The sequence below is a fragment of the Rhodopirellula baltica SH 1 genome (assembly GCF_000196115.1).
Classification (GTDB): domain Bacteria; phylum Planctomycetota; class Planctomycetia; order Pirellulales; family Pirellulaceae; genus Rhodopirellula; species Rhodopirellula baltica.
Genome location: NC_005027.1, coordinates 1529083 through 1551576, shown reverse-complemented (window position 1 = coordinate 1551576; position 22494 = coordinate 1529083). Strand labels below are relative to the sequence as shown.

The window sequence follows — 22494 nt, the reverse complement described above, 5'->3', positions numbered from 1 at the left end:
CGACTGAAACCTCCCTTTTCGCGATCCGCAGTTCGCTCTCGTCGTGGATTCTCTACGGCAGACAAACCGCAGCAGGCCTATCGATGGCCTGAGGAGGCGATCTCCGTGGACGGTACTTCCAACACACCACGCTATGTCTTGAACGACGCGGCGTATCCAACCTGTCCTTCGATGACGGAAACTTCACTGCAAGCCCATTCCGTCGTCATCTACGGGTTCTCCGACAAAGCCCGATATGACATGTTCCTGAAGGCGAGTTCGCTGGCATTGACGCCGTATCCGTTGGTCAAACGCTTTCTAGAAAAGCATGTTGATCAGAACGCGGACGATGTGCACCTGGTGGTGATCGATCCAGAATCGCCGACACAGACGACCGCCAATGGCGCGACATTTCAAAATGTTCTCGAAGCAATGCGGCTCGGCTCAAAGACCGTCAACCTTTCTCACAAGTTCATCTTTGATTCAACAACATCAAAGTATCAAGCGGAGGCGATTTCGTTCTCCGCTTCGGCTGAGCCATCGGCATGAATGGCAATCGTGCCATGCAACAATGGCAAACGCTCTCAGATGACGTCCCGAGCCAGTGGGACGAAACGATCCGCTCGGGTTGGTTGTTGTGTCATGGTGAGTATGAGTCGTTCCATCAGATTGATGCACACCGATTTGGTCTATCAAATACAAATTCCGTTTTTGACCAAAACGATTTTGCCCCCCAACTTCGAATCGAACACAACGGCAGTTTGAGTTCACTGAACTTTTCTCGGCAACTGCAAAAACACTGGGGTCATCACCATGTTGCGCGTCAGCGATAACGCGGGACCTTGGATTGAATTTCGAGGGGGACCGTTTGACGGCCACCACCAACTGTCAACGAAGGGTTCATTTGCGGCTGAGATTCTGTGCTTCATCACCCGGGACACATTTCGGCAACTCAATCGAATTGAAGATTGCAAATCGCCAAACGGCGGGGCTCTGACAAGCGTCGCTCTGTACGAACTCGATGCGGTCTCCGATCCGCCAACTTATCGGCACGCGGGGTCCATCGGTGGACAATCTTTCGGTGAAGTGATCGCCGGAATGAGTTGATCCATGCAGGGTTACGCGAGACGGGATTTTCACAGGAAAATGGAATGAAACGCATGGAAGGGAATTCACTATCGATCGGACTCGCCAAAGGAGTCGCTGTCGTGTTGGGCTATGAATTGCAACGCACGATCACTCTGCCAAGTGACGACGTTTCAGATCCTATTTCACGGTCGAACGTTTCCGGCGAATGCGACCGAATGGACGTCGCTCTTGAAAAGTCCAAACAAGACCTTCAGGACCTCAAGTCCATCGCCACGGGCAATACATCCATCGCCTCGGCAATTGATTTGGTTTCCGCTCATGCATCCATGGCGGGCGAAATCGCTTCGCTGGTGAAAGATCGAATCTCTCACGATCTCGTTGGGGTCGAGGATGCGCTGGAGTCAGTGATCTGCCAAACCGTCGGCCGACTGACCAAAATCGACAACGATTACCTTCGCGAACGCGAGACGGATGTTCGAGACATCGGTCAGCGGATGAAGCGGCATCTCCTGGGAATGACAGCAACCCGTCTGGATGAACTTCCCGAAAATGCAATCATCGTCGCACGAGAACTCGCCCCATCTGATGCAATTGCGTTGGCAAACTCCGGCATCATCGGCATTGTCACCCAAGTCGGCGGCAATCTGGGCCACACCGCGATCATCGCTCGATCGATGGGCATCCCCGCCGTTTCCGGCATCGCAAATGCAACTCAGCGAATCACGAGCGGAATGACGCTTTTGATCGATGGCGATGCTGGTTTCGTCACCGCCGAACCGAGCGAGCAGGAACTGTCTGAATTTGATTCGCGAATGGCAGTTGCGAATCGCGAATCCAATTCCCTTCAAGCCAACCACTCCGATCCCGCGACCGCCACGAAATGTCAAACGCTCGACGGTACCGACATCATGCTGTACGGCAACGTCGGACTGGCTGCCGATCTTGACCAAGTTCTGCATCATGGGCTGGCAGGAGTCGGCTTGTTCCGCACGGAATTTCTTTACCTTCAATCCGAACGACGACCGGACACAGAATCCCAACGTCTGCTCTATGAACAGATGGCCGCTCGTTTGGGCGACCTTCCATTGGTCATCCGCACATTTGATCTCGGAGGAGACAAACTGCCTCCGTTTTTGTCACAAGACGAAAATGTCGATGCATCCAGTTTGAGCTTGCGGGGTCTTCGCTTTTCGCTCGCCGAAAAAGATTTACTGCGTTCTCAACTGACGGCGATCGTCCGCGTGGCACAAGACGCCGACGTGAAAATATTGTTCCCGATGGTGATCGGAGGCCATGATTTTTCACAAGCCATCGCGATGGTCGACGAAGTCGTCGAAGAGTGCAACGCATTCAAGCGGCCTCAGATTGGTGCAATGATCGAAACGCCCGCGGCGTTGTTTTGTCTGGACGAGATCCTTGAACTGGCCGACTTCATCGCGATCGGAACCAACGACCTCACCCAGTACCTGTTGGCGGCCGACCGTGAACTGTCGGCCGAAAACGATCAGGTGACCGCAATGCACCCGGCGGTCTTGCGAGCCATTCACCAAATCGCCTCTGCCGCGAAACGGTGGGACTGCCCAGTTTGCGTTTGCGGCGAAGAAGCCGGCGACCCTGAATTCGCGGAATTGCTGATCGGTCTTGGAATTCGAGAACTCAGTGTCACTTCCTCGCGGTCCGAAAAACTTCGAACGGCCATCGCGAAAATGGATTCAACCCATGCGAGTGCGTTGGCACTGAAGGCCCAAGATTGTCGTTGTCCACAAGAGGTGCGACAGTTGCTGCGGTTGGCAACAAAGAACCAGATGATCAGCAATGCCCCCGGAAGGTCCATCGATGCGATCGAGTCATGCTCATGATCGATCGTCAATCCGAATCCGTGATCTTGCAACCGTGCGACATTCAACCATCGCAAACCGACCTTCGAGTCGTTGGAGTTTTCAATCCGGCGGTGGCATCGGTCGACGATTATCTTGTAATGATGGCCCGAGTCGCGGAAGCTCCGACGGAACAGCGAAAAGGTTGGACGCCGCTCCCTCGGTGGGCCTCATCCGGTACCACGCAGATCGATTGGGTCAACAACGCCGATTTGGACATCGTCGACGCGCGAGTGGTTGCGATGAAAAGCAACGGTGACTTGCGTTTGACGTCCACCTCCCATTTCCAACTCTTTCGATCGACAAACCGCGAAGGAGTAAGTTGGCAGTCTGTCACGACGATCCTCCCGGAAGGACCTTGGGAAGAATACGGCATCGAAGACCCGCGGGTGACCAAGATTGAAAACACTTTTTGGATCACTTATGTCGCGGTTTCTCGATCGGGTGCCGCGACCGCACTGATGTCCTCGAACGATCTGGTGAACTTTCAACGACACGGGATCATCTTCCCCAGCGAGAACAAGGACGTGGTCCTGTTTCCCGAAATGATCCAGGACGACTTTGTTGCATTGCACCGACCGAATCCACGCTCTCACTTTCGCCCACCTCAAATTTGGTTGGCTCGATCGCCGGACATGATTCACTGGGGCCGCCACGAACTCGTACTGGATGGCGTGCATGATTGGGAAGGCGACCGCGTCGGAAGCGGAACGCCGCCAATCGAATGCGACCAGGGCTGGTTGATGCTCTATCACGGTTGCACTCGTCCGATCACCAGCGGAACGGTTGGCAGCTATTCCACGGGAGCCCTGTTGCTGGACCGCGAACACCCGAATCGAGTGCTGGGCAGATCCCCACAACCGGTGCTGCAACCCATCAGGGAGCACGAACGCGTCGGGTTTGTTCCCAACGTCGTCTTTCCCACCGCAATGCTGGACCGTGGCGACGCCCTGCAAATTTTTTATGGAGCGGCCGACGCCTGCGTGGCATCGGTTCAGCTTTCAAAGCAATCCGTTCTGGATTCGCTCGAACGCATTCCCCACAAGTAAACCATGTCAATGATATCAAATGACCTTCTGAAGATAGCCTTCGTCGGTGACTACCTGCCACGAAAATGTGGTATCGCAACTTTCACGCATGATTTGCGAATCGGTGTCGCCCGAGAGACTTGCGCCGAATGCATCGTTGTCACGCTCGACGACATCGAAGGCGGTTACGCCTATGACAACGAAGTCCAATTCCAAGTTGCCGATCAGGAACTGGATGAATACCAATCGGCCGCTGACTTTTTGAACTTCAGCAACGTGGATGTCATCTCGTTGCAACATGAATTTGGCATCTTTGGTGGCCCCTGCGGCAGCCACATTTTGGCACTTCTCCAAGACGTGCGGATGCCGGTTGTCACGACACTTCACACGGTTCTATCGGAACCAAACGAAGCCCAACGTGCCGTGATGATGCAGCTCATTCGCCTTTCCACTCGGTTGGTCGTGATGACCGAACGCAGTCGGCAAACGTTGCTGGACACCTACTCGGTCGACAGCGACCAGATCGACGTGATTGCTCACGGCATTCCGGAGGCTCCTGAAACCGACCAAAGCGTTCTCAAAGAACAATTCGGTGTGGAGGATAAACCCGTCGCTCTGACTTTTGGACTGCTCTCACCGGGAAAGGGAATCGAGCACGTACTGAAAGCGATCCCTGAAATCGTCGCGAAATTCCCAGACTTCATCTACATCATTCTGGGTGCCACTCACCCCAGTCTGCTTCGCGAACAAGGCGAACGCTATCGAATCAGCTTGGAACGGATGGCGAAGGAACTGGGGGTTTCCAAGCATGTCAGCTTCTACAACCGTTTCGTCGAACTGGAAGAACTGACTGAATTCATTGGTGCGGCCGACCTGTACATCACGCCTTACCTGAACGTCGAACAAGCCGTCTCGGGAACACTCGCTTACGCATTCGGGTGTGGCCAGGCGGTCATCTCGACTCCCTACTGGCACGCCGAAGAATTACTCGCCGACGGACGCGGAGTCCTGGTTCCCTTCGCGGATCCATCCGCGATCGCTCGCGAAGTGATCGGACTGTTGAGCGACGACGACCGACGCTTGGCGATGCGTGACAAAGCATATGACCTTGGCCGGGACATGACGTGGGAACACGTTTCTCAGTTGTACATTGATTCGTTCAATCGGGCTCGTGACCAACGAACATCGTCCTTGAAGCCACTGGCCGTCCGCACGTTGGACGAGCAACCATTGGCACTGCCACAAATGCAGCTGGATCACTTGCAACATCTCAGCGATTCAACCGGTGTCGTCCAACACGCGATCTATTCCATTCCTGATCATGCCCACGGGTATTGCACCGACGACAACGCCCGAGCCTTGATCCTGACGGTGCTGCTGGAGGAGCAAGGCAAAGATTCGACCGAAGTGCGTTCGTTGGCGTCGCGTTACGCGGCGTTCCTTAACAACGCCTTCAATCGAGAAACCGGACGTTTTCGCAATTTCCTCAGCTTTGATCGGCAATGGCTCGAAACCGACGGCTCGGACGACTCGCAAGGCCGCGCTTTGTGGGCGTTGGGAACTTGCATTGGCCGATCGAGCAACGCGAATTTGGTTGCCTGGGCACGCGAAGTGTTTCACCAAGCACTTCCGGCGTGTGAAAAGACCTCCTCACCGAGAACATGGGCCCTCGCGATCATCGGAATCCACGAATACCTCCGCCGCTACAGTGGCGATCGTGTTGCTGCGGCGATGAGTCATCAGCTCGCCGAACGATTGGCCGACATGTACGACGCCACCGCCACGGACGCTTGGCCTTGGTTTGAAAAGATCGCAACATACAACAACGCCAAGCTGTCCCAGTCCATGATCACTCATGGTCGCTGGTTCGACAATCAACGCGTCGCCGACATTGGAATGAAGTCCCTGCGTTGGCTCTGCGAAGTTCAACTTTCTCCACAAGGACGTTTCCGTCCGATCGGTTCCAACGGATTCAGTCCTGAGGGCGGAGTCGCGGCAGTCTTCGACCAGCAAGCAATCGAAGCTCACGCCATGGTTTCAGCCTCCATCGAAGCGTTTGCTGCTACCAAGGACAAATTCTGGTCCGAACAAGCGCACTTGGCATTCGACTGGTTCTTGGGCCGCAACGATCTTGGGCAACCAATCTACGACCCATCGACGGGCGGTTGCTTCGACGGTTTGATGGAAAACCAAGTCAATGCGAATCAGGGTGCTGAGTCGACACTCGCATTCCTACTTTCACTCGCCGAGATGCGAGGCCTTCATACCACGTTGCGTGTCGTCGCCAATCCAACTCACTGAACTATCTTGCCAATCAAACGAACCGGAATCGTTCTATCGCCCAACAGCCAACGTGTCGTCCTGCGACCGTTCCAGCCGCCCGGCGACGACCGCGTGCTGCGTATTATCGGACGTGTCTGCACGTTGTCCGAAGTGGAGGTCAGCCAACTCATCTCTCATGTCCTCGAGGAATTTCACGGTCGACATCAAAAACCCAAAGCCTACTTCGAACGAAGATTCCGAGACCTCAAACATCATTTGCTCACTGACACGCCACTGAGCGAGAACCGGCGTTTGCTGTTGGGGGCGTACTTCACTCAGGAGTACGCGTTGGAATCGGCAGCATTATTCAACCCCTCACTCGTTTGGCATCCCGACCAATCCGATCTGCCATCGGGTTCGCGACGTTTTGCCATGAGTCTGCGAGCAGTCGGCGAGGGCCATATCTCGTCCATCGTTTTTCGAAGCGGCACGATCAATTGCGATCTTGGCATTGAGATTGATGAGCCGGTGCGATTTGTCACAACGCCCCGATACGTTCCCGACTCTTGTTATGAAAACGATCTGTTTCGACGCAAGTTGATTGAACTTGGGCTGGGAAACACGTTCACCTATGAAGTGCTGGCGGCCTTGCCGACCGAATTCACTCTCGAAGAATTGGAAACGCGATTGCAAGCATCGCTGCGTGAACACCGTTCGATTCACAACGAATTGGCGCCGCTGGTGGACCGCGTTGTGATGCTTGCGAAATCGAATTACGAAATTCAATACACCCCCGACCACGAACTTTCCGAGCGGGTTGTTTTTCCATTCAGTCCGACGGAAAGCAATGGAATCGAAGACGCACGGTTCGTGCACTTCACGGAAGACGATGGCAGCAGTCGGTACTACGCAACCTACAGTGCTTACGACGGGCAATTGGTACTGCCTCAGCTACTAGAAACGAAGGACTTCCTGCGTTTCAAAATGCATACGCTCAACGGACCTGCCGTCGCCAACAAAGGCATGGCACTGTTCCCGCGGAAAATCAATGGTCACTATGCGATGTTAGGCCGGCAAGACGGGGAGCATTTGTTTTTGATGTACTCCGACATGCTGTACTTCTGGCACACCAGCGAACTGATCATCAAGCCTGCGGAGCCATGGGAATACGTCCAAATGGGCAACTGCGGATCGCCAATCGAGACCGACGCCGGTTGGTTGGTCCTGACGCACGGTGTCGGACCGATGCGCAAGTATTGCATCGGAGCGATGCTGCTGGACCTGAACGATCCATCCAAAGTCATTGCACGATTGCGTGAGCCCTTGGTCACCCCCAACGAAATCGAGCGAGAAGGATACGTTCCGAATGTGGTCTACACCTGCGGCGCAATCATCCATCAAAACCACTTGGTGATTCCTTATGCGATGTCGGATTACGCAACAACCTTCGCCACCATCGAGCTCAAAGAGCTTCTCGCGATGATGATCTGACATTGCTATTCGCTGGCTGCCAAGCGTTTGCATGGGCGGAACATGGCGACTGTCGAGTACGAAATGCAGCAACAGGCAATCGCCCCGCGTTTTGCCAATTCGAATTTTACGCCTCACAACCGACCAAGGCATCCCTTCACTATCAAAACGCATTCACAAAAATCTGCTCCGTCGAAACCAGCCGAACGTCGCTGGTGGGAAACCGGTGTGATCTATCAAATCTATCCGCGGTCTTTCCAAGACAGCAATGCCGACGGTGTGGGCGATCTGGCAGGTATCAAGCAACGGCTGGACTATCTGGTTCGCCTCGGAGTTGACGCGGTATGGCTTTCACCGATTTATCCTTCGCCGATGTTCGATTTCGGTTACGACGTCTCGGACTACTGCGGCATTGATCCGTTGTTCGGTGATCTGACAGCCTTCGATCGGTTGCTCACCGCCATGCATTCGCGTGGTCTCAAGCTTCTGATGGACTTTGTTCCGAACCACTCATCAGATCAACATCCATGGTTTGTCCAGAGCCGTTCATCTCGCGACAATCCCAAGCGGGATTGGTACATCTGGCGAGATGCATCAGCTGACGGCGGTCCACCTAACAATTGGATCAGCGATTTCGGTGGCTCGTCTTGGCAATGGGACGCAACGACCCGGCAATACTATTTGCACGCCTTTCTTCCGCAGCAACCCGATCTCAACTGGCGTCATCCCGAACTGCGTGAGGCGATGATGAATGTCCTGCGGTTCTGGTTGGATCGCGGTGTCGATGGATTTCGCATGGACGTGCTTTGGCACATCGTCAAAGACGCCGCTCTTCGAGACAATCCGATCAATCCGGACTGGACGTCTGACCGTACACAGCGTGACCAGCTGATTCAGCTGCACTCCACCGACCAACCAGAAGCCCATTCAATCGCGGCTGAGTTTCGCACTTTGGCGGACAACTACGGTGATCGCGTTTTGATTGGTGAGATCAGCCTGCCCAATGATCGACTCGCGCGATGGTTTGGGACGGAAGAACGACCGGAGGTACATCTGCCGACCAACTTTCATCTCATCGAATGCGAGTGGAACGCTCCAACCCTCCGACGTGTGATCGCTAACTACGAAGCGTCCCTTCCAAACTTTGGATGGCCGAACTGGGTTTTGGGCAGTCACGATGCTCCTCGCATTGCCGCCCGACTTGGTGACGCTCAATCCCGAGTCGCCGCCATGCTGCTGCTAACCCTGCGTGGCACGCCCACGCTCTATCAAGGCGACGAAATTGGGATTGGTGAGGTCCCCATTCCTCGCGATCAAATTCGCGACCCTCAGGATTTACGGCAACCTGAACTGAATATCGGACGAGATCGATCTCGCACGCCGATGCCTTGGGACGATTCCGCCTTCGCCGGTTTCAGCGTCAACGACACGTGGCTCCCGCTCAATCCTGATTGGCGTCAAAGAAACGTTGCGACGCAGGAGGCTGATCCACAGTCAATTTTGAATTTGTACAGAACACTGCTCTCGCTTCGGCGAAGCCACGCTGCGTTATCGAACGGCGACTTCACACTTCTCGATTCCGACGATGATGTGCTCGCTTTCGAAAGAAGACACGGCGACGAACACCTGTTGATCGCGCTGAACCTCAGTGAGCAAACCCGATCGTTGCCGGTGCCGTCGAAAGCTGCCCTCGTCACGGTGCTCTGTTCCACCGTGTCTCCTCGAGCAATCGATGGAACTCTCGTACCAAACGAAGGGCTGCTTCTGCAATTGGTAGACAACGAAGATCAATCCGGGCAAGTTTCATGACCGCATCGCAGGTCCACTCCAAGTGCAAACCGCCGATCAATCCATCTCCGGCATCTTGCATCTCAACCAACTTCTTCGCCACGAATCAGAAAGCGAACCTTTGATGCGAATAGCCATGCTGGCCCCGATCGCTTGGAGAACACCACCGCGTGCCTACGGTCCGTGGGAATTGGTCACCAGCATGCTGACCGAGGCTCTCGTCAAACGCGGCGTCGACGTGACCCTCTTCGCCACCCTCGACAGCAAAACATCGGGAAAGCTTGCTGGTGTGGTTCCGGCTCCGTACAGCGAAGACGCATCGATCGATGCCAAGGTGTGGGAGTTTCGACATCTTGCCCACCTGTTCGAACAAGCCGACCAGTTTGACTTGATCCACAATCAGGCAGACTTTCCCGCCCACGCTTTTGCCCGACTGATCGACACTCCGATCGTCACCACCATTCATGGATTCTCGTCCGACCGAATTTTGCCGATGTACCAGGAGTACCAAGACCTGGTTCACTACATCGCGATCAGCGACGCGGACCGACATCCCAGTCTGCGATACGCAGCTACGATTCACCACGGAATCCCCATCGATGACTTCCCATTTCAACCCGAACGCGGCGAAGACCTATTGTTCTTCGGACGAATTCATCCTGACAAGGGAGCGGCAGAGGCAATTGAAGCCGCCCGTCTCAGCAAGCTTCCACTGCACATGTACGGCATCGTGCAAGACGAACACTACCACGACATGCACGTCGCACCCACGGACGATGGCGTCAGCATGACCTATCACGGTGTCATCGGCGGTCCGGAACGACTCCATGCGTTGGGCAATGCTCGTGCCTTGTTGCACCTGATCAACTTCGACGAACCATTCGGGCTTTCTGTCATCGAAGCCATGGCGTGCGGCACGCCCGTTATCGCCAACAATCGTGGATCGATGCCCGAACTGATCGAACACGGCGTGACCGGCTTATTGGTCAACAACTTGCAAGAAGCGGTGCAGGCGATCGAGCGAATCGACGAACTCGACCGTGTCGCCGTTCGCCAATCCGTCGTCGATCGTTTCTCAATCGACCGAATGGCCGACAGCTACGTTGCCATTTATCAACGCATCTTAGGCACAAGCCCCTGATGTCGCCGGTACGCAATACCGCCCAGCACACCGTTGGTTGCGAACCGATCGAGAATATAAACTTCAGCCTCAATCTCAGTTCAGTTGGTCTTCGACACGCGTCGACTGGCAACTCTGGCAGATCGCTCCCGCAATGAGTTCATCGAACAGTTGGTGCCGCCACGAGCGGTCGGAGCCTAAGGTAGCCGCCCGGCGTCGCTTCGATCTAGACTGGATGCCGACCTCGCCGCTGCTTGATCCGTTTTCTGCTTGTGATGATTCGATGGACATTGACCAACTGAAGTACTTCCAAAGCGTTGCGGAAACGAAAAGCTTCACCGAGTCAGCCACGCGAATGAACCTGTCACAACCGGCGCTGAGTCGATCGATCCAGCGACTCGAAGAAGAATTTGGGCAACCTTTTTTTGAACGAAAACCTCGCTCGGTGGAACTGACTGACGCGGGATTGTTGTTTCAACGCAGTGCCACGCAGATCCTTCGAATCCTGGAAGACACGCGTGCGGAAATCACGGACGATGGAGAAACCGGCAAGATCCGAATCGGGGCAATTCCCACGATCGCGCCGTACTTTTTGCCGAACCTACTGAAGCAATTCTCCAACGCGTTTCCCCGATCGCAACTGATCGTCCACGAGAACACGACCGACGAACTTCTGAAGCGGATCAAGCAGGGCGAAATCGATCTGGCGATCCTTGCCGAACCGATCTCGGAAAAATACGTCGAGGTCAAACCGTTGATGGAGGAAGAACTGTGCTTGCTCCTTCCTCCCGATCATCCGCTTTGCGACAAAGACCGCATCAGCATGAAGGATGTGGAAGAAGAACCGTTCGTGATGCTGGACGAAGCCCACTGCTTGTCCGAGAACATTCATTCGTTTTGCCGGCAACGTTCGTTTTTGCCCGTTGCGGTTGAACGAGCCAACCAATTGGCAACCGTCCAGGAATTGGTCTCTCTGTCACACGGAATCTCGATGATCCCCGAGATGGCCCGACGCTTGGATCGCAGCAAACGGCGAGTTTACAAGTCGTTCGTCAGTCCACGACCAACGCGACGGATCGTATGCGTGACCAACCCATATCGATTTCAAAGCCGCCTGTTCGCAGAATTTCGCGATCGACTTTGCGAGTACTCAAAGAACTTCTGACGTGAATGGCTATGCGTCTTCAGCGGTTTGTTTGTGCTCGACCAAACGGCGGTTGTAGGCCGCGATCGTTTCCTTGCGACGCAGCATCCCAAGCAACTTGCCTGGCTCATCGATATCAATCACCGGCAATTCTTCCAAGTTCAACGACGTGAAACGCTTCAGCGCCGTATTCAAATCGTCTTCTGGGGTGACGCTGACCAAATCGGTGGTCATGACGTCGTTCGCAACTGCCAGCCGCCAAATCGAATCGTTGTACAGGTAAGTCCGAACGTCATCATCACTGAAGATACCGACAATCCGTTTTTGCTTGTCCACCACGGGAAAATAGTGCTGCTGGTTGTCTGCCAAACAGTGAACGATCTCGTCCAGGGTCGTCGCTTCCGGGATCAGCAACACCTTTCGATTCGGGTCAAACACATCTCCCACCTTCAGCCCTTCGAGAACGTCGACGATGAAATCGCCACGATGAGCCTTCGAATCCATCCTCGTGGGAACTTGCCAATGATACAAACGCCAGCGACTGCACATCACAAAACTGAGCGTCGTCACCAACATCGTTGGCACCAGCAACCCGAAATCACCCGTCAAAGCACGGACCATGATGATCGTTGAAATCGGTGCTCTCGCAACGCCCGCAAAAAAACCCGCCGTTCCAACCACCGCATACGCTTCTGGCTGAGTCACCACGCTCGGGAACATCGCTTGGAAACCAAGGCCAATCGCGGCTCCCAAGCAACCTCCGATCACCATCGACGGACCGAACACACCGCCGGACCCACCCGAACCAATCGTCAATGCGGTGGTCACGATCTTTGCGAACACGATGATCAACAACATCGGAATTCCGAGCTCCGCCGCATTCGTCAGCGCCAACTGCAGCGTTCCGTATCCGGTTCCCAAGACTCCCAACGCGTGCATGTTGTTGCCGACCATGCGAAACAATCCGATCCCAACCAAACCGGCCATAATTGCACCAATGGCTGGTTTGATATGCGGCCACAGTGGCAACTCCAAAAATCGTCGTCGCGTTCCCGAAAACAATTTGACGTAGACCACCCCAACAATCGTGACCGCAATCGCCAAAAACGCGTAAGGCAACAACTCCAACGGCGAGGTTAGCGTGTGATGCAAATCATCACCAAACAGTGGCATGTAGCGAAACTCAATTGGCAACGCTTGAGTGAACAAGCTGTAGGCAACAATCGAAGCGGTCGCCGAAGGCACGATCACATCGGCTTCCATGTCCGAATCGCTGTACAGAATCTCCGCTGCAAAAACAGCACCGGCCAATGGCGCGCGAAAGATCGCACCGACGCCCGCGCCCATACCCGCGGCCATCAGAATCCGGCGGTCACGCGGTGACAACTTCAGCCGGTCGGCCAACACTGATCCCAAGCCAGCACCGATTTGTGAAATCGGTCCTTCACGACCGCCCGAACCTCCGGTCCCCAGCGTGATCGCTGACGCGATGGTTTTGACCAGCGGAATCCGCGCCCGCATTTTTCCGCGACGATTGTGGAATGCATCGATGACCGCATCCGCACCGGATCCTTCCGCTTCCGGAGCGAACCAGTACACGATTGTTCCGGAAACGAGTCCCCCCAGGGTCATCACCAGCACCAGCATCCACGGCGAGAACACCGCGTCGGCCGGCATCATCACGGCTTCTTCGCCAGCGGCTTCCATCGGTGCGTAACCGGTGAACTGAGCCATGGCAAAACGCACGACGACACGGCCCAAACGATCAAAAACGATCGCTCCAATCCCAACCAACACACCCACCATGGACGCCAGCACGATCCACTTTCCAGACGATTGCCCGAAGACTTCTAGAAACTCACGGATCTTGTTCACAAGGCGGTCGGGGTGTTTGTCTCACGGGGGAAAGGACACAAAGTGCGGGCTTGGTGCGTTCCCATCCAAGACAAATCAAGGCTCACCCCAAGCGGCGTTCATTAAACGGCCCCAAGCCAAAATTTTCCAGTGACGCTCTGGGAAACTATTGAAATGAATCAACATCGCTCGCAATCGTCATGCAATGTCCGTCGTAGCGACCAAGCTCACCAACGCCAGATATCCAACCCGCAACTCAATATCTAAGCCCGCCTGAAATCCAGCCCACCCGATATCCGACGATGCCCGTCACCTGCCGACTATCGATACTGCTCGTGGCAAGCCGCACAGCTTTGGGTCACATCACCGACCGCCGATCGCACTCCATCCCAATCTTGCCGTTCGATTGCACTGACCACGCCACTGCTACTCGTCGTCATCGCACGGCTCAGCTCGGCGTAGTCCGGGTCGTCGTAGTCATCCATTCCTTCTTGCACCAACACCTCGCCCAACATCGCAAGCAACTCCGCTTCGCGTTTGACCGCGTCCAGGTTTTCTTGCGTCGCGGCGGCGTCCCGTGTGTGATCGCCCAAAGTATCAAGCAACTGCTCCGCATATTCCATCAACGGTGAACGGTCCGCGATCATGTGCCACTCGTTAACCTTCTCTGATTTCTGCGTCGCCGTGATACCGGCTCCACTGACCAAATCTTGCAAATCGGCTTTGCGAAGTTTCGCTTCGTTGTAGACCTGAGTCGATCCGGCCGCGCTATTGCGAGCGGTTCGGGCCATCACGTCGCGTGCTGTGTGCGCATCCGACTTCCAACGAACATCCTCTTTGTGATCCGAAACAACAGCAAACAGCGTCGCCAAAACAGTCAAATTCAAACGAGCGTCTTGATAGCCACCGCCATTGAACGCCCCCGGAGTGGTGATGACCGAATCGTATCGAAGCTTGATTCGCTTGATCTCGTCTTCCAACGAAAGCGGCGAAACGATTTTGCCCCACTTCGACCCGCCACCCGAACTCTCTTCCGCGGCTGCTTCCGCTTGTGCCATCACTTTCTCAGCCCCCGCGTCTCGGAGATTCGCCAGCGACGGACGTTCACCACGAAACGCGGTCGACGGGTCAGCAAAGAAGACTCGCGAAACTTCATCGGCGTCAAACTTCGGCGGACGAGCCCGCTGTTCCTGTGCGATTGCCGTGGATCCCACTTCAGCCAAAAATCCAAACGCAACCAAAAACGCAATTGCAACCGAGGTGGCTGGTAAACAAGGAAAGCAGCGCGATTGCATGGGGTCTCAATGAAAAGAGAACTTCGATGAAGGAAATCTTTATCGCCGGTTTCAGCCGGACTGTTTCGCGGACAAGTGATCAGCAACCGCGGCAAGCAACGGATCGATCGTTTGCGACTGAATCTGATGCGGAGGCGACCAAGGCCACCATCGCGACATCTCGTGCTCGGTCAGTTCAATTTTAACGACTTGCGGTAAGAACGCCAAAAAATACCGGACGTGCTTTTGGAACGTTTTGTCCGGTTGCTTGCGATAGGTGACCGGGTAGTGCAGATCAAACTGAAAATCCGGATCAAATTCGCACACCTTGGCATCGATTCCGGTCTCCTCAACCAATTCGCGTTTGGCCGCCGTCAGAAAATCCTCGCCCTCATCGCAATGCCCCTTCGGCAAGTCCCACCGGTCGGGATGCCGCATCAATAAGAATCGTGGCGACGATTCTCGAGTCAACAACAACACACCCGCGGCACACACCGTCGGCGGTGCCGGTTCTTTCTTCCCACTTGCCATCTTGCTCCAATGCAAAACCGGTTCGGGTCGTGGACTGAACCCCACGGCATCCAAACCTTGACTCATCCAACCGCCAAAACCAGTCCGATCAACGACCCACGAAGATCCTGACCGCTACCAATTCACTGCCACGAAACCATACGCAACGAATCATGAAAATTTACACTCGCACGGGCGACTCCGGGACCACAGGTTTGTTTGGTGGACCAAGGGTGGCGAAAGACGACACTCGCATCGAAGCGTACGGAACCGTGGATGAACTGAATGCGACGCTTGGCCAAGTTCGTTCGGCATTAAAAGAATCCGCTGGCGAAGCGACGGCCGCAAATGACGGATTGAGCGAATTGGATGCTCGAATCGCTCAGGTACAACACGAACTTTTTTCGATCGGTGCCGAACTCGCTTCGCCACACCCGGACCAATTCGACCTACGCGTGATCGGCCCTGTTCACATTCAACGGATCGAAGATTGGATCGACGATGCCGAGCAGCAACTGCCGCCGCTAAAGCAATTCATTCTTCCGGGAGGCTCGATTTTGGCGTCCCATGTGCACCTTTCGCGAGCGGTTTGCCGACGTGCGGAACGACGGGTCATTTCGCTGGCTGACGCCGTCCAAACCGAAACCCCCATCAGCGACACCGTGATTATTTACCTGAACCGATTGAGCGACTGGTTGTTTGTTGTGTCCCGATTGGTGAACCAAATTCTGAATGTTCCGGATCAAATCTGGGAAAAACCCTGAGATTGCTCGTCTTCGCCTTGCCCGTCTGGTTCAATGACGTGGCGAGTGTACAATGTTCTGAAATTCTCTGTTCGCATGTTTGTCGGAGCCGCTCCTGTGAAAAAAGTCGAAGCCATTGTTCGTCACTTCAAACTCGAAGACGTCAAGAATGCGTTGACCGAGCAGGGGATTCACGGAATGACCGTCAGCGAAGTTCGCGGATTTGGTCGCCAAAAAGGTCACACCGAAATCTATCGCGGCACCGAGTACGCCATCGATTTCGTCCCCAAGGTCAAAATCGAAGTGGTTTGCACCAGTGACAACCTGCAAACGGTGATCGACACCATTCTGCAAACTGCCCAAACCGGACAAATTGGCGACGGAAAGATCTTCGTCACCAACCTCGAAGAATCGGTTCGCATCCGCACCGGCGAGCGTGGCGAAGAAGCGCTATAAGCTTCCCTGATGGCGTCCTCTGGTTCACTTCCTTCGTTGGCACGGCAATGCCGTGACCGACTGAATGATGGACGCGGTCGTATCGAGTCTCGATTTCGAGCCGGTTTGCCCAGTGTTCAGACGGCAACCGCGCTGACGGATCTCTATGACGATGTCATCGAGAAAATTTGGCAGGATTCGCTCGAGCGTGCCTCCTCGAGTGTCAAAGCCTCGCAACTCTCTCAATTGAGTTTGGTTGCCCACGGCGGCTACGGTCGTCGCGATCTTTCGCCATACAGCGACGCCGATTTGATGTTGCTGACCACTCGGCGAAGCGCAGCCGCTGCGGCTCAAGTCGCCAGCACATTCGTCCGCGACATCACCGATGCCGGGATCGACTGCGGCTTCTCCGTTCGCACGCCCCGCGAATGCTGCACGTTGGCTTGGGCTGATGCCAAAATTTACACTTCGCTGACGGAATCGCGATTGTGCTTTGGTAACGAACAAACCTTTGACCGTTACTTCGATCGTTTTCGCGCCGGTGCTCGCCGCCGCCGAAACTATCTGAATCATCAATCGCTGATGGCTCGCCGAGAAGAGCGACACAAATGGGGCGAAACCAACTACTTGTTGCGTCCCAACGTCAAACGTTCACGCGGTGGCCTGCGAGACATCCAATTGGTTCGCTGGCTCGGGTTCGCAACCCACGGCGCCACCAGTTTGGAACAACTCAACAAACTCAACGCGTTATCGGACGAAGACTACGGCACGCTGCGACGAGCCCACGCGTTCATGCTTCGGCTTCGCCATGAATTGCACTTTCGCACCAAACGAGCCCAAGACGTTTTGGATCGGCCAACTCAGTTGGACATCGCCGAAGATTGGGGATACCAGGGCCGGTCGGGTGTGCTGCCGGTCGAAGACTTCATGCAGGATTATTTCGAACACACTCGCGGTGTTCGTTACGTTGCCGCTTACTTCCATGACGACACACGCATCCGTTCGCGTGCCGCCGGCGCGGTGGAATCCGTCATGTCGCGACGGATCGACGAAAACATCCGCATGGGGCCGACCCATATTTGGGTCAAATCAAACACGCTCGAACAGTTCGCACAAAGCCTGCCGGACGTTTTGCGTTTGATCCAATTGGCGAATCATCATTCGCGCCGGATCGCTCACCCGACTTGGCAAGCGATCCGCAAATCAATGCAAGACCGCGAGGCGACTCCGCCGGATCAACCCGCCGTGGATGCGTTCTTAGAATTGTTAAAAGATCCCGGTCGACTCGCATCGCTACTTCGACGTTTGCACGAACTCCGAATTCTCGACCAATTGATCCCCGCGATGGGGCGTTGTCGAGGCTTGCTGCAATTCAATGCGTATCACAAATACACCGTCGATGCGCACTGTATCCGAGCGGTGGAAGCAGCGACCGATTTCATCGATGCCGAAAACGCCATGGGCCGTCGCTACCGGCGACTCAAAGACAAAGGATTGCTGCACCTCGCGTTGCTGATCCATGATTTGGGCAAAGGTTACGAGGAAGACCACAGCGAAGTGGGCCGCCGAATCGCGGGCGACGTCGCTGACCTGTTCCACCTCAGTGCGGACGACAAAGACACGCTGCAGTGGCTGATTCACAAACACCTGCTCGTCAACGAAGTCGCGTTTCGTCACGACTTGAACGACCCCGAGGTCGTCCATAAATTCGCGGCCGAAGTCGGCTCGATCTCGCGACTGGAACTGCTGCTCATCCACACCGTCGCTGACCTGCAGGCCGTCGGCCCCGATGTGCTCAACGATTGGAAGATGGGCTTGATCGAAGATTTGTACCTTCGCGCTCGTCGCTACTTCGAAACCGGAAACCTCCCGGGCGAAAACGAAGCTGACTTGGATTCCAAAATTGAACAGGTGAAGGAATCTCTCGCCGAGAAGAAACTCGATCCGTCGTTGATCGAATTCGCCAAAGACATGCCTTTGTCGCTGCTGCGGCAACATTCAACCGACGACCTGATCCACGAGATGCATCAAGTCGGCGAATGGCTGACCCACAATCCCGGGTGCTATTGCGCCGGCGCGGTCGACCCCGCCGCATCCGCCGTGCGATACACGATCGTGCTTCGCCAAGGCGAACGCCGGGTCGGTGTGTTCGCCCGAATCACCGCGGCGTTCAGTGCATGCGGCCTTTCGATCATGCGAGCCAACGTCGAAACAGTCGGCGAAGATTTGCTTTGGGATCAATTCTGGGTCAACGATCCGGAACTCAAGCAACGCCAACCCGAATCACGAATTGAAGAGGTTTGTCGCGTTGTCACCAAGGCCCTCGATGATCCCGATTCAGTCATGCCGACTCCACGACGAGTCTGGCAAACGCAGGGTGCGAAGGAACCCTCCAGTGTGTTGCTGCTGCCCACCAAGGTGCTCTTTGACAACGACACCTTCGACCATCAGACCATTTTGTCGATGTTCACCTACGACCGCCCCAGCCTTTTATCAGACATCTCCGGGACGTTGTCTCAACTCGATGTCGTGATTCAATTCGCAAAGATCGACACGCACCTGGATCAGATCGCCGACGTGTTCTACGTCACTAACCCGGACGGCAGTCCCATCACTGATTCGGACCGACAAGAAACCATCCGAAACGCCCTGGTCGACGCCGTCCGAAAACCACTCCCGTAGACCGTATCACGGTGGTACCCCTCGTGAGTTTGCGCTCGGCTTGCTGGGGGGCCCCAGCAAGCTACAGTTTTCTCCTCGCGTAGCTTGGAGCGATCTAACCTGTAGCTCGGTGATCGCCCACCGAGAACCAACCAACCTCTCCTAAACCCCGAGCGCCCCGCGCAGCTCATCCAAGTGCTTCGGAAGAGCCTCCAAAACATCCGCGTCTTCGTATTCCAAGACGACGTAACCCTGGTAACCCGAGTCGCGAAGAATCTTTGCGATGCGACCGTAATCCGCCGGAGTCTTCTCGCCCGAAGGCGACTTCGTCACCGGTTTGACTTGCACATTGACCGCGTAAGGAGCACACGCTTCTAGGTCGCCATAGGGATCGTCCGACTCGAAGTTACCGGTATCGAGATTGATGCCCACCCAAGGCGAATCGACTCGATCCATGATTTCCAACATCTGCTTCGCCGTCAGACGACCGTGGTTCTCAACCCCTAGAAAGACACCTTTCTTCGCCGCGTGTTCCGCGCATCGATTGACCGCCGCTACGGCTTCATCCATTCGCGTGGGTGACTTAGCAAGCTGAGCCGCCGTGCCCGCGAAGAATCGAATGTGCGGTGCCCCCAGCACAGACGCCAAATCGATCCAACGGATTGCATCGCGAACCTCTTGCTCATAACGTTCGCCCAATCCGACCGTGAAGTTGTTTCCGATCGCGGTTCCGCTGATGACAACGCCACGAGTGAACGCCTGCCGACGAAGTTCCAGCAACGACGCTTCGGTTGGAAATCCATCCGGCCCGGGCGTCATGAAGTAACCGGTCAACTCGGCCGCTTCGACGCCCATCGAAACGCAGTAATCCAGAAAATCGGTTTGAGTCAAACCGCCCGCCACATCTCGGTCGGTAAACGAAATGCCATCCGGAACGGGCCGAAACGTTTGTTCCTTGCCCTTCATGTAGCGGAAGTAAGGGCGGAGCGAATAACCAGCGATACCGATTCGAAATCGCGGTGGACCGGAACGCTCAATCGGCCCGCGAGCCTGAACGACCGACGACGTGGCACTTCCCGCGAAGGTCGCCAGCGTCGCTGCGGCGGTGGTTTTCAAAAACGCACGTCGCTGAGCAGCAAAACCTAAGCTTTGCGTTCGGCGATCAAGACTCGGAACAGAGACAGCGGGTTGGACTTTTGGCATCGGATGACCTGGATTGGCAATTCGTTGAGCAATTCATCGACATTCAAATCCGTCCGCCATCCCAAGTGACGGGTCAAACTGCCCGCCGAATCAACAACGCGAGCGATCAGTGGGTTCGGGCTCCGGAAATGATTGATGACCAAGATTTTACCACCCGGGCGACACACACGCACGAGTTCACGCATCATTCGATCGGGATGCGAAACGACGCTGATCGTGTGAAACGAGGTCACCAGATCAAAGCTCGCGTCCTCGAACGTCAATTCCTCCGCGTTCATCGGCTGAACGGAGACATGCTTCCATCCCCGCTGCTCGATCAACTCTTCCGCTTCCGCCAACATGGATTCAGACAGATCCACGCCCGTGACATTCGCGTGCTCCGGGTAAGCGTCCAATGACAATCCGGTGCCGACGCCGACTTCCAAGACTTTCGTGCCAGCCGCAATGTTGAGCGAATTCAGGTTGTGCTGAATTCGGCGACGAGCCACCGCCGGCCACAAAGCCTGATAGGCCGGAACCAAGTTGTCGTACAGTTTGCTCTCGTGCGGCTTGGGTTTGGCCCCACGCGATTTTTTGGCCGTTCCGCCGCTCATCTTTCCATTTCGATCGCGAACACCCTCACGAGATGAAGCCGGTTCGTTGTCGTTCTGCACCGCTGCCGTACCCGCCTGGGCACCCGTCTCCGACGCTTGATTCGAATGTGACTCGGAATCCAACTCTAACATTTCAACCTCGTCCTCAGCGAATCGACCGCGATCCTCAGACTTCCTGCTGAAATCACGAGTTGCAATCGAAAATGAACTTGAATCACCACAGCAGTTTCGCAGATTTCAAACCGCTGTCATGCCCGAACCTTCTCATGGAGCCCAAAACCTGACGAATTTTGCGCCGCAATTACATGAGTTCTTCTTCTAGCAAATGACAGTACGCGTCGTAACGCCGCGCGTCGATTCGTGCGTCGGCGACTGCGGTCTTCACCGCACAATCGTCTTCGGCGAGGTGCAAGCAGTCCGGATAGCGGCAGCCGCTCACGTAGGGCCTCAGATCGGGCATCAAACCGGCCACCTCGCCCGCACTGATGTCCCACAATTGAAATTGCCGGATTCCCGGTGTGTCAAAAACCGCCCCACCATCGGCCAGCGGTATCAACTGGGACGCCGTGGTGGTGTGTTTTCCCTTGTCGTTGTCGCTGCTGACCGCCCCAATTGCCAATCCCAGTCCGGGCTGCACAGCGTTCAGTAGACTGCTCTTGCCCACCCCACTTTGACCGGCCAGAGCGGTCTGGCGATCTTTCAACAAAGCCCGCAGGTAAGCGACATTTTGGCCCGTTTCCGCGGACGTCGGCAAAACGCGATACCCGAGCGAGGAATAAACACCAATCAAAGGCTGCAGATCAACCAAATCGATCAAGTCAACTTTGTTGATAATCACGATCGGTTCAATCTGGCATTGATGAGCCGTCAGAATCATCCGATCGATCAATGCAGGCTTGATCCCCGGTTGCTCCGCGCTGGCGATGATCAACATCGCGTCAATGTTCGAAACCAACACGTGCTGCCGTCCACGGCTCGTTCGGCTGATCATTCCTGTCCGCGGCTCAACCCGCTCGATCATCCCATCCGCTTCCGACTTCAGCGACACTCCATCCCGGGACTCCGACCGAAACCAAACCCGATCCCCCGCAACGATGACATTGCGTTGGCTGGTGCTCAGCGATTTCAGAACCTGACGAACCGCACACGCATACAAAACGCCGTTGTCACCCAACACCTTGCTCTGCAACCCGTGCACACTCAGCACACGACCTTGCAGCAAGTTGTCCTCGTCGACCGACAATTGCACGTGCATTCCGGCGGCTGACTCCGGCGTCGAATCCGCACCCTGAATGGTGCGTTTTCGCGTCAGCTCGCCTTTGCCGCTCAGCCGTTCCGATTGAACGGCGTCGTCTTGAGAATCACCTTCGCGAAAATCACGAGTCAAATCACCACGCCGCACTCGGCCTTGGTGCTTCTTACGAAAATTTGCTCGGAGGTTTCCGCTTCGCTTCTTCGCCAAGG

17 protein-coding genes are annotated in these 22494 nt (G+C 55.3%); 11 read left to right on the top strand and 6 right to left on the bottom strand.

Annotated elements, in window-relative coordinates:
* The first annotated feature begins 105 nt into the window (after nucleotides 1-105).
* The 8 genes from RB_RS05955 (at nucleotide 106) to RB_RS05910 (ending at nucleotide 11778) form a co-directional block, all read left to right on the top strand.
* Nucleotides 106-528: a hypothetical protein gene (locus RB_RS05955; RefSeq protein WP_164921589.1), complete on the top strand. Its 423-nt coding sequence runs from the start codon at nucleotides 106-108 to the stop codon at nucleotides 526-528.
* Nucleotides 529-1139: 611 nt separating this feature from the next.
* Complete coding sequence (ptsP, locus tag RB_RS05940) at nucleotides 1140-2927, top strand: phosphoenolpyruvate--protein phosphotransferase (RefSeq protein ID WP_231846264.1); 1788 nt, start codon at nucleotides 1140-1142, stop codon at nucleotides 2925-2927.
* Complete coding sequence (locus RB_RS05935) at nucleotides 2924-3994, top strand: glycoside hydrolase family 130 protein (RefSeq protein ID WP_164921587.1); 1071 nt, start codon at nucleotides 2924-2926, stop codon at nucleotides 3992-3994. The genes ptsP and RB_RS05935 overlap by 4 nt, the downstream gene beginning before the upstream one ends.
* 3 nt (nucleotides 3995-3997) lie before the next feature.
* Nucleotides 3998-6274 carry a glycosyltransferase family 4 protein gene (locus RB_RS05930; protein ID WP_011119132.1) on the top strand — a complete coding sequence of 759 codons (2277 nt, stop codon included), beginning with the start codon at nucleotides 3998-4000 and terminating at the stop codon, nucleotides 6272-6274.
* Between the two features lie 6 nt (nucleotides 6275-6280).
* Nucleotides 6281-7726, top strand: a complete 1446-nt coding sequence (locus RB_RS05925) for a glycoside hydrolase family 130 protein (RefSeq protein WP_011119131.1) — start codon at nucleotides 6281-6283, stop codon at nucleotides 7724-7726.
* A 42-nt stretch (nucleotides 7727-7768) separates the two neighbouring features.
* Entirely contained in the window at nucleotides 7769-9514 is a 1746-nt protein-coding gene (locus RB_RS05920) for an alpha-amylase family glycosyl hydrolase (protein ID WP_231846263.1), read from the top strand.
* A gap of 22 nt (nucleotides 9515-9536) precedes the next feature.
* On the top strand, nucleotides 9537-10634 hold the full coding sequence (locus tag RB_RS05915; RefSeq protein ID WP_011119129.1) for a glycosyltransferase family 4 protein: 1098 nt from the start codon (nucleotides 9537-9539) through the stop codon (nucleotides 10632-10634).
* Between the two features lie 262 nt (nucleotides 10635-10896).
* The gene (locus tag RB_RS05910; RefSeq protein ID WP_011119128.1) at nucleotides 10897-11778 is read left to right on the top strand and encodes a LysR family transcriptional regulator; all 882 of its coding nucleotides are present in this window, start codon (nucleotides 10897-10899) and stop codon (nucleotides 11776-11778) included.
* A gap of 9 nt (nucleotides 11779-11787) precedes the next feature.
* Here RB_RS05910 and RB_RS05905 read toward each other — a convergent pair whose 3' ends face one another.
* From RB_RS05905 to RB_RS05895, 3 genes are all read right to left on the bottom strand, one after another.
* Nucleotides 11788-13632, bottom strand: coding sequence for a chloride channel protein (locus RB_RS05905; RefSeq protein WP_011119127.1), 1845 nt, complete (start codon nucleotides 13630-13632; stop codon nucleotides 11788-11790).
* 299 nt (nucleotides 13633-13931) lie between these two features.
* Nucleotides 13932-14906, bottom strand: coding sequence for a cytochrome c (locus RB_RS05900; RefSeq protein WP_011119125.1), 975 nt, complete (start codon nucleotides 14904-14906; stop codon nucleotides 13932-13934).
* A 51-nt stretch (nucleotides 14907-14957) separates the two neighbouring features.
* Nucleotides 14958-15416, bottom strand: a complete 459-nt coding sequence (locus RB_RS05895; protein ID WP_007338041.1) for a bis(5'-nucleosyl)-tetraphosphatase — start codon at nucleotides 15414-15416, stop codon at nucleotides 14958-14960.
* Between the two features lie 152 nt (nucleotides 15417-15568).
* On the opposite strand from RB_RS05895, the gene RB_RS05890 reads away from it, so the two are divergent.
* The 3 genes from RB_RS05890 to glnD all read left to right on the top strand — a co-directional run bounded on the left by RB_RS05890 (nucleotide 15569) and on the right by glnD (nucleotide 19255).
* Complete coding sequence (locus tag RB_RS05890; RefSeq protein ID WP_011119124.1) at nucleotides 15569-16159, top strand: cob(I)yrinic acid a,c-diamide adenosyltransferase; 591 nt, start codon at nucleotides 15569-15571, stop codon at nucleotides 16157-16159.
* Nucleotides 16160-16234: 75 nt separating this feature from the next.
* Nucleotides 16235-16594, top strand: coding sequence for a P-II family nitrogen regulator (locus RB_RS05885; protein WP_007325418.1), 360 nt, complete (start codon nucleotides 16235-16237; stop codon nucleotides 16592-16594).
* Between the two features lie 9 nt (nucleotides 16595-16603).
* A complete protein-coding gene (gene glnD, locus RB_RS05880; protein ID WP_007325417.1) occupies nucleotides 16604-19255 on the top strand; it encodes a [protein-PII] uridylyltransferase in 2652 nt (883 codons plus the stop codon).
* Nucleotides 19256-19396: 141 nt separating this feature from the next.
* Here glnD and RB_RS05875 read toward each other — a convergent pair whose 3' ends face one another.
* The 3 genes from RB_RS05875 to rsgA all read right to left on the bottom strand — a co-directional run bounded on the left by RB_RS05875 (nucleotide 19397) and on the right by rsgA (nucleotide 22492).
* Nucleotides 19397-20350, bottom strand: a complete 954-nt coding sequence (locus RB_RS05875) for a sugar phosphate isomerase/epimerase family protein (protein ID WP_164922740.1) — start codon at nucleotides 20348-20350, stop codon at nucleotides 19397-19399.
* A 26-nt stretch (nucleotides 20351-20376) separates the two neighbouring features.
* Nucleotides 20377-21162, bottom strand: a complete 786-nt coding sequence (locus RB_RS05870; protein ID WP_011119120.1) for a class I SAM-dependent methyltransferase — start codon at nucleotides 21160-21162, stop codon at nucleotides 20377-20379.
* Nucleotides 21163-21331: 169 nt separating this feature from the next.
* Nucleotides 21332-22492, bottom strand: a complete 1161-nt coding sequence (rsgA, locus tag RB_RS05865; protein WP_011119119.1) for a ribosome small subunit-dependent GTPase A — start codon at nucleotides 22490-22492, stop codon at nucleotides 21332-21334.
* Nucleotides 22493-22494 lie beyond the last annotated feature (2 nt).

Coding starts and splice junctions, on each gene's coding strand:
- ptsP (WP_231846264.1), top strand. CDS start 1,140: ATGGAAGGGAATTCACTATCGATCGGACTCGCCAAAGGAGTCGCTGTC.
- RB_RS05935 (WP_164921587.1), top strand. CDS start 2,924: ATGATCGATCGTCAATCCGAATCCGTGATCTTGCAACCGTGCGACATT.
- RB_RS05930 (WP_011119132.1), top strand. CDS start 3,998: ATGTCAATGATATCAAATGACCTTCTGAAGATAGCCTTCGTCGGTGAC.
- RB_RS05920 (WP_231846263.1), top strand. CDS start 7,769: ATGGCGACTGTCGAGTACGAAATGCAGCAACAGGCAATCGCCCCGCGT.
- RB_RS05910 (WP_011119128.1), top strand. CDS start 10,897: ATGGACATTGACCAACTGAAGTACTTCCAAAGCGTTGCGGAAACGAAA.
- RB_RS05900 (WP_011119125.1), bottom strand. CDS start 14,906: ATGCAATCGCGCTGCTTTCCTTGTTTACCAGCCACCTCGGTTGCAATT.
- RB_RS05895 (WP_007338041.1), bottom strand. CDS start 15,416: ATGGCAAGTGGGAAGAAAGAACCGGCACCGCCGACGGTGTGTGCCGCG.
- RB_RS05890 (WP_011119124.1), top strand. CDS start 15,569: ATGAAAATTTACACTCGCACGGGCGACTCCGGGACCACAGGTTTGTTT.
- RB_RS05885 (WP_007325418.1), top strand. CDS start 16,235: ATGTTTGTCGGAGCCGCTCCTGTGAAAAAAGTCGAAGCCATTGTTCGT.
- glnD (WP_007325417.1), top strand. CDS start 16,604: ATGGCGTCCTCTGGTTCACTTCCTTCGTTGGCACGGCAATGCCGTGAC.
- RB_RS05870 (WP_011119120.1), bottom strand. CDS start 21,162: ATGTTAGAGTTGGATTCCGAGTCACATTCGAATCAAGCGTCGGAGACG.